The following is a 12,745-nucleotide window of genomic DNA, read 5'->3' on the forward strand; positions in this document are numbered from 1 at the left end:
CTTCGGTAGGTTATTTTTTCTGATTGTTGAACTGCTTTTTGTCCTCCAAGCTCAAGGGCACCTCTTCGGTAAATTTTCTTTCTGAGGGTTTTTGCATAAAAAGGTATACGACCAAGAAAATCGCGACGACCAAAAACAAGGCATTGCCACTTGGATTATAGGCAAATATGGCAAGAATGGCAGGCCCTTCTAACAGGGCGTATTTTGTAATGGATGCGGACTGGTATTTTCCGAGTTTTAAGGATAGGCTATCGTTTTTATCAATGGTCTGTAATTGCTTTTTAAACAAGAACTGGCTCAAGAAATACCCCAAGGCCCCAACTACGGGAACCACGTAAATGTACATATCGTTCGGGTCTGCATTGGCTATAAAACTACCGTTGTTAAGATAGGTTATCACGCCAAAGACAGCAATGCCGCCAACCAATGCAAGGTGAATAATAGATAGGGTTTTAAGAGATGCAGAAGGATTCGGGTCCATTAAATGTAAGTTAAACTGCTTATAAAGGTAGCTAATCAACAGGAAAGATAAAAAATTAATTAGGCGGTCACTACCCTACGATGAACCAATAGATGTAATAAAGAATGCTAAAGGCGGCTACTATGGATAGGGAATAGATAATGATTTCAATACTTTTATTGTTTTGGTGCTGTTCTTTAATTTTTTGCTTCAGTATCGCCTGTTCTTTACTATTTAGCTTTTTAAAATCAACCTCATTTTTATAGAGTTTTCTTAAACCTTTGAATTTTCGTTTTTTAAGAAGAGTCCTGTTTTGTTTTAAACTGCTTATGACTTGCGCCATGAAACCTTCACTAGCCATAATTTAGTTTTAGGTATAGGTATCCGTTCAGACGTATAAGTTACAAAGTATATAAGTAGATATTTCTTTGCTACTGAACTTTGGTGATGGAATAGGGGGAACCTAATTTATATGTATTTTAGGAGAGGAAATTATAAAAGGGACACAAAATGAAAAAAATATCGAGAAGAAGTTTTAATACAAAGTTGTCGCAAGGCATTGCCGGAACCGCGATTATAGGAAGTGTTGGATTGGGTTATGGGTTTTCACCTAGAAAAGAAAAAAAGAAACTGGGCATTGCCTTGGTGGGGTTGGGAAGCTATAGTGGCGGACAGCTGGCTCCCGGCTTACAAGATGCGGAACATTGTTATTTGGCGGGTATTGTTACGGGAACCCCGGCAAAGGAAAAGGAATGGATGGCGAAGTACAACATTCCTAAAAAGAACGTGTACAACTATGAAAACTTCGACTCCATCGCCAAAAACCCCGATATTGATATCGTTTACGTGGTACTTCCCAACAGTATGCACGCGGAGTTCTGTATCCGTGCGGCAAAGGCGGGCAAACACGTTATTTGCGAGAAACCCATGGCGGTAAGCGTAGCGGAATGTGATGCCATCATTAATGCGTGTAACGAGGCGGGGGTTAAACTATCTGTGGGCTATCGCATGCAGTCGGATCCCTATACCAATGAAATTAAGCGCTTGGTAAAGGAAAAACCTTATGGTAGCGTACGTTATGTGTCTTCCGATGCAGGTTATATCTCACGGGGCAATCCCGATCAATGGCGATTGAACCATGCGCTTTCGGGTGGTGGTGCCTTAATGAATATGGGGGTTTACTCCATACAGAGCAATATTTACGGTACCGGACAAAACCCGGTATCCGTTTCCGCACAGGAATTCAGTTCAAAACCGGAGTATTTTAAGGATACCGATGAGACCATTACGGCCCAGATGGAATTCCCAGAAGGGGTAGTGGGCAATTTGTTCACTTCACATAATGCCAATGCCAACCGACTTTTCGTTTCGTTCGAAAAAGGCTGGGCAGAATTAAACCCTTGCCATAGTTACGGACCTTTAAACGGACGCACATCGGATGGTAAGGAAATAAAATTTCCACACCAGAGCCAGCAAAAATTGCAGATGGACGATTTTGCAAAGCACATAATGCTAGGGACGACCAACTATGCGCCAGGTGAAATGGGCAAGCGCGATATGATAATTGTAGAGGCCATTTATAGATCCATTAAGGAAGGCGGGAAAAGGATTCCTCTCGATTTAGGGGATATGGGTATCGTACGCGAATAGGTTTTCTTCTACACATAAAATTTGAAAGGGACGTTTTTGAAAACGTCCCTTTTTTTTGTTTGAAGGCTTACCTCTAATCTGATTTTCCCTCCAAAACCACGCTGTTATTTAGAATCAAAATAGATGGTAACGTTAAGCTAACGATTTAACGTAATGATGAACTTTAATTTAAGGTAACACCATGGTCAGTTAACAATATTTGGGTTTTGCTAAGATATTTTTGTTCCAAATTATTGTAACAAATAACCAAAAGAACAAAATGAAAACAGTATCTAAAATGTTATTACTGGCAGGTTTGGTGGCAACTACTTCCTGTGAAAAACTTGAAAACTATCTTGGCCATGGCAATCAGGGGGAAGAAGAGGGGACCATCTTCGAGAACAAATCCGAGCTTGAGCCTTTAGTGGCCATTAACTCGAACTTCAACTTTGTCAAGGCATATTCTTTAATTAGTTCAACCGATATTTTGGAAGACGGTTTTCAATTGGTGGGTGCCCAAGATGGTGCTGGTTTTTTGAAAGATGGTGATGGATATATGTACGTTGTGAACGCAGAAGACGATTACGCTGTTAGCCGTATTCACTTGGATAAAAACCTCAACCCAATAGGAGGTGAATGGTTGTTGAGCTCCGGTGTTGCTGATTTTGCCCGTCAATGTTCCGGTACCATGTGGGAAGCCGATATTCACGGTGGGCCAAGGGATATATTCCTTTCTGCTTCTGAGAGCTTTCATTACGATGTTAAGGGAATAGACCCTCATGTTGCCGTACCTACACCGACCGCAGATTTTGGTCTGGATGCATTGGGCGAATTCTCATGGGAGAATGCGGTTCCTTTACCACGGGATACGTACAAAGGAAAAACGGTTATCATCGGTGGCGATGATGATTCATCGGGTTCGGAAGGACAGGTTACACTTTACTATTCTGAAAATGGCGATGCCGATTTCAATAATGGTAAAATTTATGTTTTGAAATTTAAGGAAGTGGCTTCTGGTTCTACCGATGCCAATGGAAACCCAATTGCTCCAATGGCAGTTGAAGAAGGAGTGATCTACAATGAAGGTCAGTTGGCTTTTGGGGAAACCTATGAAGTGGAATTTGTTGAAATCGAAAATGGTGCCGATTTGACCAAAAACGAAATGGAAGATGCTTGTGTTGCCGTTGGCGCCTCCGCTTTCATGCGTGTTGAAGATGTAGATTACCAAAAAGGCTCTATAAACAATGCAAGAAACGTATTCTTTGCCGTAACGGGTAGGGGTCCGGGCAGGGGCACGTATAACGACTGGGGTACCGCCTACAAATTAGAGTTGGATGAAGATTCTCCTTTGACGGGTAAATTGACCCAAATTATAAGTGGTAACACCGATACGAACAATATGGACGGAAACATTTCGAGACTTCAGAGTCCGGATAACATTACCGTTACCGAGAACTTTGTTTACCTTCAAGAAGACCCCAACTCTTTTGATAGGGGGCATGCCGCTGCAATCTACCAAACCGATTTAAATGGTAACAATGCCAAAGTCGTATTGGAATTGGTGGTTAGAAATGACCTTGATCCCTCTGGAAGCACTGGTTTCAGTGGAGAGTTCGGTGCCTTGGTCGACATATCCGATAAAGTTGGTGTCGATGATACCTTCCTATTGAACCTACAGCCCCACTACTGGCAGAATGACGACTTCAAGAGTAAAGACGGCCACGATATGGAATCTGATAGGCCTGATGCCATTGCCGCAGGTGCCAGGGAAGATAATCAGGGTGGACAAATCGTTATCTTAAAAGGTTTGCCTAGATAAGACCTTGCTATATGATGTTGAAAGACCTCCATGGATTGCATGGGGGTCTTTCCCTATTTATAATTTTCTTTCAATTTACCGAGTTATGTATAAATCGATTTTCTTTCTTACACTACTATTGGGTTCTTTCTCCTGTAAAAATCAAAATGAGCAATTGGCTACGGTTCTTAAGACCGAGAATGTCGACTGGGGCTATGCCCAAAAATACTACCATAAAAATATGACCGAGGCCGTTGAGTTGATCGATGCCTTGAGTAAAGTGGATGCGGAGAGCGATGAGGCCAAACGAATCTTTACGGACCTCCGTATAGCCTTTAAAAAAGCGGAACCCTATGCTTCTTACCTGAACCCTGAAGTCGGACATCGTGCCAATGGCCCGGCCCTGCCTGTATTTGCGGAAGACACGGAACGTGTGCTAAACCCTATAGGGCTCCAAAAAATAGAGGAATCTATTTATGAAGGAGGGGAAGACCCGGCAATTTTTGTACGGGAGACCCAGCTGACCAAGGGCCTATTGGTAAACCTGATGCAAAACGTGGGCGAACGCAAATTGAATGCCGAACGTTTTTTTATCGCTACCCATCAACAACTCTTACGGATCATAAGTATGGGTATTTCTGGCTTTGATACTCCTGTGAGTCAATTGGGACTTTCCGAAACCGTAGTGTCGCTAGAGAGTTTAAAAGAAGTGTATGACCATAGTCTAGGTGAACTTATAAAAGAAAAAAATGCCGAATTGGATACGGAGTTCCTCCTTAACATAGCGCGGGCGGTCGCTTTTATTGAAAAGAATGCCGATTTCAATGCCTTTGATCGCTATACCTTTATTCGAGAGTATATGAGCCCCATTACCCGAAACTGGGTGGCCATACGAAAGGAGAGCGGACTATGGGAAGGGGTGAACAACAAACCTTTTAATTTTGATGCCCCCACCTTTTTTGAAAAAGACGCTTTTAACCTAGAATACTTCACTCCCCCGATCAATAGGAACCCGTCCGAAAAACAGATCGCCTTGGGCAAGAAATTGTTTTTAGATCCCAATCTTTCGCAGTCGGGCACGATGGCCTGTGTTACCTGTCATATGCCAGATAAGGCCTATACCGACGGAAAAACGGTCAGTATCGGGAATAATGGGAGTCCGTTGCAACGCAATGCCCCCACCTTGATCAATTCGGCCTTTCAAAAAAGTTTTTTTTGGGACGGACGTGCCGAGAATATTTTAGATCAGATTTCATCGGTATTTAATAATGAACAAGAATTCAATACGGGCGTACACGAGTTTTCCACCGATATTCTAAAAGATAGCACCTACCATGTTTTGTTCGAAGATGCCTTTGGTAGAATTTCCAATAGAAATACAGATATTATAAAGGCGATTTCATCGTACATCTCTACTTTGAACGGTTTTGATTCTAAGTTCGATAAAAACATGAGAGGTGAAGAAGATTCCTTCTCCGCCGAAGAAAAATTGGGTATGAACCTGTTTATGGGGAAAGCCCTTTGCGCTACCTGCCACTTTATTCCCTTGACCAACGGTACGGTACCTCCCTTTTATGCAGAAACTGAAAAAGAGGTTATTGGGGTTCCGGAAACCAAAGCGAACAAAACTTTAGACGATGATTTGGGTTTCTATTGGCGCTACAATAAAGAAGAACATTTGGGCATGTTCAAAACCCCAACGGTACGGAATGCCGAATTTACCGCACCTTATATGCACAATGGGGTTTACAATACCTTAGAGGAGGTTATGGATTTCTATAACAAAGGCGGTGGCGGCGGAATGGGATTCGACTTACCGCACCAAACTTTGCCATTTGATGAGCTGAACCTGACCGAAAAAGAGCAGCAAGCCCTCATTGCATTTTTGAAAACCTTGTCCGATACGAATGTTGAGGAAGGGGAAATGCCTCAATTGGCCAATGCTACCTCCTAAGTGTTTGGGGCTGCACTTACAAATTTAAACTTTAGCTAACCTAGAATTAAAGAAAAGCACGAATTACAACTTATATAAAGAAGTACTTTGTGGCTAGATACTAAACCGCATGAAAATGAAGACTACAAAAGGATTTCTTAAAAATTTGGCGATGCTGCTTATGGGAGTATCAATGGCCATAGGATGTTCAAAAGGAAATGATATTGCCGATGATGTTGAGAAGGAAATTAGCAAAGAGGAAGACAAGACCGAGGAAACTGCAGGGGAGACTCCTGGGGAAGAGGCGACTGATGATGAAACCTTAGTGAATGCTGCCGAGTTTATTCAATCGGAAGATAGTTTGACCATTGCTGTCGAAGCCTTGGAAACTATTGACGATGCCCTTGTGGAAAAACTTTCGGATGAAAACGGAAAGCTTACATTTTTTGTGCCGAGCAATAAAGCCTTTACCGAATTCTTAGCTTCCTTAAAGGAATATACCGATGTACTTGATTTTGATGAAGAGCTCGAAAAAGAGATCCTTGCGCAAGTATTGAAGTACCATGCAATTATAGGAGGGGCCAATTTTTCTACCGAACTCTCCAACGGTTCCATTTTGGAGACCATGCAATCCGAAGAAATTAAAATTACGGTAGATGGCGATGTGTATATTATTGATACTACGGAGATGCAAGCCAAAATAACCACGGCCGATATCGAGGTGGCCAACGGGGTTCTCCACATCATCGACAAGGTTTTGATACCGGAGTCCGTGCTGGAGGCCTTGTTCCCGAAATCATCCTTGATCGATTTGGTAAATGAAAGCGATGACTTGTCAATGTTCGCAGATGCCATTGCGGAAGCTGGATTGGAAGGTAGGTTCAATGATGGCGATTACACGGTTTTCGCCCCAACAAATACTGCAATCGAGACCCTGTTCAAAACGCTTGGAGATGACTATAATTCTTTTCAGGACTTTTCAAGTATTCTAGAAAAACAGGCTTTAAAAGAAATTATTCTAGGTCATGTGCTAGAACAAGTGATAGCCCGTAATGATTTAAAGGTAGGGGTGTTACCTACGCTGATTTCCGGTGATTCAATAGAGGTGGTAGAAGGGGCAGGTGGCTTGGCGATACAAGATGCTTCTGATGAGCAAGCCAATTTTGTTGAGTTCGATATTGAAGCTTCCAACGGGATCATACATACCATAGATAAAATTCTTATTCCCCAAAAAGCGTTATTGTTGCTCAACTAGGTCGTTTTTCTCTACAGTGAAATAAAAATATCTTGTAACTCGAAAACATCGGGTTATGAAAAATGGGGGGGCTTTGGTTTTGGTTAAAAAGGAAAAGCTAAAGCGACTGCTTTTGTGCCGGTTGTCAGACTTTAGGCTTCTGTTTTAAGCGAATCGTCTTAACTTAGCATATTCGATAAGCAAGAAAACCAAACGGCATTGAACAACATCCCCAGTATAGCATTTGAAGGGCAAGAGCACATAAGGGACTTTGATGTTTTGAGCATGGCTGAACTGTCCGCTAAAATAGACAAAGGTCTAGACCATAATCCGTGGCAGCCGCACCGTATCACTTTCTTTGCCCTGCTCTTGGTGACCGAGGGGAGTGGGTACCATAAAATCGACCTTAAAACCTATCCGGTAAAAAAAGGGAGTGTCTTAAAAATAGCCAAGGGACAAGTACATGCTTTTCAAGAGGATATCAACTACGAAGGCGCCTTGGTTATCTTTACCGAGGATTTTATCCTAAAATATTTCTCAAAGTTCTCTATTGAATATATTTCCCATCTCTACAACTACCACCTTTCCGAACCCTTGGTGGAAAATACCCGATTGGAACCCTTTCTTAAACAATTAGGGGAGGAATTCAAACGTGGGCCTAGTGTGGCCCAACAGAACATTCTCGCCAAAATTCTTGAACTGTACTTGTTAAGACTGGAGCGCGATGATGCCTCCACTTCCTTGGTAAGGCAAAATCAGCCTCATTACCCCTTGTTTCTTGAATTCAGGAATTTGGTGGAAAAGCAGTATGTGAAGACGCGAAATGTAAAGGATTATGCAGAAATGTTGCACGTTTCTACCGCACATTTGAATCAGGTCGTAAAAGAGTTTACCTTGAATACGGCCAAGCATTTTATTGACGGATTTGTGATTCTCGAAACAAAAAGAGCCATTGCGAGTACCAATTCCAGCCTAAAGGAAATCGCCTATGCCATGGGCTTTGATGAGGTAACGAACTTTACCAAATTCTTTAAAAAGCACAGCGGCATTACTCCAAAACGGTTCAAGGCCGAATTTTAGCGCCCCTGTTCGCATATTTACCATTCTTTTAGAACATTTGCCTACCTGGGGGTGCCGTACTGTACCAACTTTGTACCCAACTTAAAATCTTGGAGAAATGAAAACAAAATGGGCTAGCTGTATTTGGCTTGTCTTGTTTGGTGTCGGACTTAGTTTTGGTCAGGGTAAGGCCATGGAAGTAAACAACTATCGGTTCGGACAGCCGGAACATTATTTGGATGGCTACTCCATGAACTTTCAGTATCAAAATGGGGTGGCCATACACATGATATTTTATGATGGGAGGGCCAAGTACGAATGGGTGGGCGGACCTTCAAGAGGAAACGGAAACAAAGATATTGCTTACAAGTCCCTTAAAATAGGTGATAACCTTTACTTGGTAAGCTGGCATGAAACAGGTTTAAAAGATTATTTGACCCTGGTATTCGACTTTGATAAAATGCTCATGCACAATTCAATTATTATCGGCTACCGGAACAAACCTGAAAGAAGGCTAAAAACAATTTTACAAAGTGGTATTATTGATCAGTTGAAGATAGCCGAATAAGTAGGTTACCATCATTATATTGTCATATTTACCATTTTTAATAGTGGATTTACCTTTAACGGAGCTTCTTGTTTTTTGAATTTTGTAAAAGAAAAAGATACAATTATGAGTCAAGTAGCAATATGCCCTACATGCGGCAGCAAATCAAAGATAAAGGAAAAAGAAGGTGTTGTTACCTATCAGGCGGTACAAGACGAAGAGGCCTTCAAAAAGATTGGCCAGATGAAAAAGGCCATGGAGAAATTCAAGGCAAAAGCCGATAATCTAGAGAAAGAACTAGAGGCGCTAAAAGCAAAATTGTAATTTAGGACAAATACGACAATCATGACAATAGCAGTAACCTCCGCAAGTGGACAATTAGGGGCTTCAATCGTGCGCCAATTGATAAATGAGATCGGAAAAGAAAATGTAATAGGAATTGCCCGAACTCCCGAAAAGGCCGCACATCTTGGTGTAGAGGTCAGAAAAGGTGATTATAATAGCCGTCAAGATTTTGATGCCGCATTAAAGGGCATCGATACGGTTCTTTTGGTTTCTGGGATGGATGACCCCAAGAAACGAATCCAACAGCATAGAAACGTTATTGAGGCGGCAAAACAAAACGGGGTTCAAAAAATAGTCTATACCAGCATTGTTGGCGATGAAGCGAACACGGCTTTTAGTCCGGTCGTAAAAAGTAACCGCCAGACCGAAGAGGATATCAAAGAGTCTGGACTCGAATGGGCCATCGGTAGAAACGGCATTTATATAGAGCCTGATTTAGAGTATATTGACCATTATGCGAAAGATGGTGAGATTCGAAACTGTGCCGGTGAAGGAAAGTGTGGCTATACCAGTAGGGGGGAATTGGCTTATGCCTATGCCCAAATGCTTTTGGATAATAAGCACAACGGACATGTCTATAACTTAGTGGGCGAGGCCATTACCCAAGCAAAGTTGGCCGACCTCATTAACGAGGTATATGGCTTAAACCTAAAATTTAACTCCGTGTCCGTAGCGGAATATGCAGCGGAAAGAAAGGAAGCCTTAGGTGATTTTATGGGGACCATAATAGCAGGTATATATGAAGGGATCCGCAATGGGGTCAATGATGTTCCATCTCACTATGAAATGGCTGCAGGCAGACCCCATAGACCACATATTGATATTATAAGGGATTTTAAAAAGGCATAGGCTGGCCCTAGCTTATTTAACGATGCCGAAATCGTATACAACGGTTTCGGAATAGGTTTCACCTGGTTTTAAGAGTGTGGATGGAAAATTAGGATGGTTTACGGCATCCGGTAAATCTTGGGTTTCTAGACAAAGGGCCATATGGGGGATATAGTCAGTGCCGTATTTTCCGGTAATGTTGTCCAGTCCATTACTGGCGTAGACGGTTATTCCCGGTTGGGTGGTGAACACTTCTAGTTTTCTGCCCGAGTTCGGTTCTATAACTTCTGCGGCCTTTTTCATTTCGCCATCCTCCTTATTCAAAACATAACAGTGGTGATAGCCGTTTAAGGGGATATCGTGAATTTTATCGCCTAACCGGGTCATCGAAGAAAGGTCCCATGCCGTTTCTTTTAACCGAGGTAATTTTCCGGTTGGGGTAATATCCTCATCAAATTCCGTATAGGTATCGGCATCAACGAGTACCCTGTGGTCATAAATCAACTCTTTGGCTCCGTTCAGGTTAAAATAGCTGTGGTTGGTCATGCTTACATGGGTATCCTTATCGGTCTCCGCCTCAAAAGTCACATAAATGGCATTGTCGTCATTGAGAAGATACGTGGCGTAAACATCAAGTTTTCCCGGAAAACCAAAAGAACCATCGGGCGATAGGTAATGAAATCGCAGACCTTCACCATTTTCATTAGAAACGATCTCGGCATCCCAAACGGCGTCCCTGAATTCGTTCCCACCATGTATGGCGGTACCTTCTTCGTTGGCCGTAAGTTTATAAACCGAATCGTTCATAACGAATTGGGCATCTTTAATTCGGTTTGCATACCTTCCCACGGTGGTACCGAAACTAGGGTGGCCCTTTACATAGTCTTCCAAATTATCAAAGCCTAGGACCACATCGTCCAATTTTCCGTTTTTATCGGGTACGAAGAGTGAGGTAATAATGCAGCCCAAATTCATGATCTGCATTTTCATTCCATTTTTATTGGTAACGGTGTAGAGCGAAACTTCTTTCCCCTTTACGGTTCCCCATTGCTCTTTTTGAATGGATTGAGCATACATAGGATAGCTGACCAAGGTGAAAAATACCGCAAAGCAAAGTATCTTCTTCAAATGATGAAATTTTAAAAATCGCATCAAATTACAAAAAAGAAAAAGGGGTATAAAGTAAAAACAGGTCAAACTATAAAAGCTTGGCCTGTTTTTTATAAGTGAATTATGATTAATCTAATCTGTTTTCAATTACAAACCGAGGATTTGACGGATCATCTGATTGGTGAAGCCCCATTCGTTATCGTACCATGCCAGTACTTTCAGTAAATCACCGTCTACAACCTTGGTTAGGGATAGATCGGCTATGGATCCGTAAGGACTTTTGATAATATCGCTGGAAACCAAAGGGGCATAGGTGGTCTGCAATACTTTTTTATAACGGTCCGTTTGCGCTTCTTCCTCCAAAATTTTGTTTACCTCTTCAGCACTTACCGGTTTCTCCGTTACGATGGTAATGTCGGAAATAGAACCCACGGCAACGGGTACGCGAACCGCCATACCATCAAACTTACCGGCGTATTCGGGCAATGCCTTGGTCGTGGCAACGGCTGCCCCTGTTGTTGTGGGAATAAGGTTGTTGATACCTGAACGTCCCATTCTAAAATTACCTTTGTTCGGTGAGTCGACCATGGCGTTAGAACTGGTATCGGCGTGAATCGTGGTCATAATGGCCTTTTTGATTCCGATACGCCTCCCTATGATTTCAATTATGGGGCTAATGTTGTTCGTGGTACAACTGGCGCACGAAAAGATGCTGGTTTTGCCGTCGTCGGAATTGACCCCGTGAACTACGGTAGGTATTTCAGGGCTCTTTGAAGGGCCCGACAAGACTACGGTTTTCGCTCCTGCTTTAATATGCCTGTCCGCATCCTTATACTTCGTAAAAATACCCGTGCTTTCGATTACCACATCAATATCCAATTCCTTCCATGGTAGGTCTTCCGGATTTCTTTCGTTCAGGAAGCGAATGGCTTTTCCGTCTACGATTAACTTTCCTTCTTGAAAATCGACTGATTTCTCGAACTTTCCATGTACACTGTCGTATTCCAATAAATAGGCGATGTTTTCAATGGATGCAATATCGTTGACCGCAACTACTTCCAGTTCAGGGGTATCTAGTATGACCTTTAATGCGGTTCGGCCTATTCGCCCCATTCCGTTAATTGCTATTCTTTTCATAGTGTAATTTTTAAATTGATTGTTTTTAGGTTATGTCAAAAGGCGACTTTTTACAGCCATCGCTTCCTGATTCCTTGGTCGTAGGCAAAAGAGGGAACCGACATTCGGTACGTTAAAATGCTGTTAAGGCACAAGGGAACGATAAACCGGTTTCAATACGCTTGCCATGATAATGAAAGTGTCCCCATCAAAGTAACCTTATCCGATATTTGAGGTGCTATATAGGTTGGAAGATGGTTTTTGCGATCGAATCCGAACGATTTTTTTCTTTTATCGATTCGGAATTTGTTCCAAAGAACATCCGTGTGTCTTCAAACTAGAAAAGTGTCGTATGATGGAAACTAAAATTAAGATGGGATAACTGCTTTATGGAAAAATCGAATGGGGAAAATAACAGGACATACTAGTAGGAATTAATAGGTGGCGAATTGGTTACTTCATCCGATTTTTTGGTTCTTAAACTGAGAAAAGTGCAGTTTATCGATAATTTTAACATAAAAAAACCGCTTTTGGGGCAAAACCTATGAATTTTTACTAAGAACTCATTTAAACTTTTTTAGTTTGATTTTTTTCAGGGCGATTACGATGAATGATAGGTAGTTGAACCCTTTCCAACTCTCAACGGAGGTATCGAACCTGTTGAGCAGTGACCTGAAACTGTCGAT

12 protein-coding genes and 1 pseudogene are annotated in these 12,745 nt (G+C 42.1%); 8 read left to right on the forward strand and 5 right to left on the reverse strand.

Translation table 11 applies throughout. The annotated features are described in order from the left end of the window. Positions 1–10: 10 nt before the first annotated feature. Both B4Q04_RS14150 and B4Q04_RS14155 read right to left on the reverse strand, forming a co-directional pair. On the reverse strand, positions 11–481 hold the full coding sequence (locus tag B4Q04_RS14150; protein WP_088697163.1) for a hypothetical protein: 471 nt from the start codon (positions 479–481) through the stop codon (positions 11–13). Positions 482–551: 70 nt separating this feature from the next. Continuing rightward, the gene (locus B4Q04_RS14155; RefSeq protein WP_088697164.1) at positions 552–821 is read right to left on the reverse strand and encodes a hypothetical protein; all 270 of its coding nucleotides are present in this window, start codon (positions 819–821) and stop codon (positions 552–554) included. 149 nt (positions 822–970) lie between these two features. On the opposite strand from B4Q04_RS14155, the gene B4Q04_RS14160 reads away from it, so the two are divergent. From B4Q04_RS14160 to B4Q04_RS14195, 8 genes are all read left to right on the forward strand, one after another. Then, positions 971–2,110, forward strand: coding sequence for a Gfo/Idh/MocA family protein (locus tag B4Q04_RS14160; protein WP_088697165.1), 1,140 nt, complete (start codon positions 971–973; stop codon positions 2,108–2,110). Positions 2,111–2,369: 259 nt separating this feature from the next. Then, a complete protein-coding gene (locus B4Q04_RS14165) occupies positions 2,370–3,908 on the forward strand; it encodes a hypothetical protein (protein WP_088697178.1) in 1,539 nt (512 codons plus the stop codon). A gap of 85 nt (positions 3,909–3,993) precedes the next feature. Beyond that, positions 3,994–5,841, forward strand: coding sequence for a cytochrome-c peroxidase (locus B4Q04_RS14170; RefSeq protein ID WP_088697166.1), 1,848 nt, complete (start codon positions 3,994–3,996; stop codon positions 5,839–5,841). 115 nt (positions 5,842–5,956) lie between these two features. Beyond that, on the forward strand, positions 5,957–7,075 hold the full coding sequence (locus tag B4Q04_RS14175) for a fasciclin domain-containing protein (RefSeq protein WP_161496072.1): 1,119 nt from the start codon (positions 5,957–5,959) through the stop codon (positions 7,073–7,075). 198 nt (positions 7,076–7,273) lie between these two features. Further along, positions 7,274–8,134, forward strand: coding sequence for an AraC family transcriptional regulator (locus B4Q04_RS14180; RefSeq protein WP_088697168.1), 861 nt, complete (start codon positions 7,274–7,276; stop codon positions 8,132–8,134). A 97-nt stretch (positions 8,135–8,231) separates the two neighbouring features. After that, a complete protein-coding gene (locus B4Q04_RS14185; protein WP_088697169.1) occupies positions 8,232–8,681 on the forward strand; it encodes a MoaF-related domain-containing protein in 450 nt (149 codons plus the stop codon). A gap of 105 nt (positions 8,682–8,786) precedes the next feature. Further along, positions 8,787–8,984, forward strand: a complete 198-nt coding sequence (locus B4Q04_RS14190) for a hypothetical protein (RefSeq protein WP_123772374.1) — start codon at positions 8,787–8,789, stop codon at positions 8,982–8,984. 21 nt (positions 8,985–9,005) lie between these two features. Further along, a complete protein-coding gene (locus tag B4Q04_RS14195) occupies positions 9,006–9,854 on the forward strand; it encodes an SDR family oxidoreductase (RefSeq protein WP_201723398.1) in 849 nt (282 codons plus the stop codon). 12 nt (positions 9,855–9,866) lie between these two features. On the opposite strand, the gene B4Q04_RS14200 is transcribed toward B4Q04_RS14195, so the two are convergent. The 3 genes and pseudogenes from B4Q04_RS14200 to B4Q04_RS22955 all read right to left on the reverse strand — a co-directional run. Then, positions 9,867–10,961, reverse strand: a complete 1,095-nt coding sequence (locus tag B4Q04_RS14200) for an aldose epimerase family protein (RefSeq protein ID WP_161496073.1) — start codon at positions 10,959–10,961, stop codon at positions 9,867–9,869. Between the two features lie 129 nt (positions 10,962–11,090). Beyond that, entirely contained in the window at positions 11,091–12,080 is a 990-nt protein-coding gene (gene gap / locus B4Q04_RS14205) for a type I glyceraldehyde-3-phosphate dehydrogenase (RefSeq protein ID WP_013995959.1), read from the reverse strand. A gap of 542 nt (positions 12,081–12,622) precedes the next feature. Then, positions 12,623–12,745 (reverse strand): annotated as a pseudogene (locus B4Q04_RS22955) (IS5 family transposase); the annotation flags it as partial.

The organism is Zobellia sp. OII3 (assembly GCF_002211465.1).
Classification (GTDB): domain Bacteria; phylum Bacteroidota; class Bacteroidia; order Flavobacteriales; family Flavobacteriaceae; genus Zobellia; species Zobellia galactanivorans.

Bases quoted from the DNA above. Each gene is read 5' to 3' on its own strand.
- B4Q04_RS14195 (WP_201723398.1), top strand. From the start codon at position 9,006: ATGACAATAGCAGTAACCTCCGCAAGTGGACAATTAGGGGCTTCAATC.
- B4Q04_RS14155 (WP_088697164.1), bottom strand. From the start codon at position 821: ATGGCTAGTGAAGGTTTCATGGCGCAAGTCATAAGCAGTTTAAAACAA.
- B4Q04_RS14170 (WP_088697166.1), top strand. From the start codon at position 3,994: ATGTATAAATCGATTTTCTTTCTTACACTACTATTGGGTTCTTTCTCC.
- B4Q04_RS14185 (WP_088697169.1), top strand. From the start codon at position 8,232: ATGAAAACAAAATGGGCTAGCTGTATTTGGCTTGTCTTGTTTGGTGTC.
- B4Q04_RS14190 (WP_123772374.1), top strand. From the start codon at position 8,787: ATGAGTCAAGTAGCAATATGCCCTACATGCGGCAGCAAATCAAAGATA.
- B4Q04_RS14165 (WP_088697178.1), top strand. From the start codon at position 2,370: ATGAAAACAGTATCTAAAATGTTATTACTGGCAGGTTTGGTGGCAACT.
- gap (WP_013995959.1), bottom strand. From the start codon at position 12,080: ATGAAAAGAATAGCAATTAACGGAATGGGGCGAATAGGCCGAACCGCA.
- B4Q04_RS14150 (WP_088697163.1), bottom strand. From the start codon at position 481: ATGGACCCGAATCCTTCTGCATCTCTTAAAACCCTATCTATTATTCAC.
- B4Q04_RS14160 (WP_088697165.1), top strand. From the start codon at position 971: ATGAAAAAAATATCGAGAAGAAGTTTTAATACAAAGTTGTCGCAAGGC.
- B4Q04_RS14175 (WP_161496072.1), top strand. From the start codon at position 5,957: ATGAAGACTACAAAAGGATTTCTTAAAAATTTGGCGATGCTGCTTATG.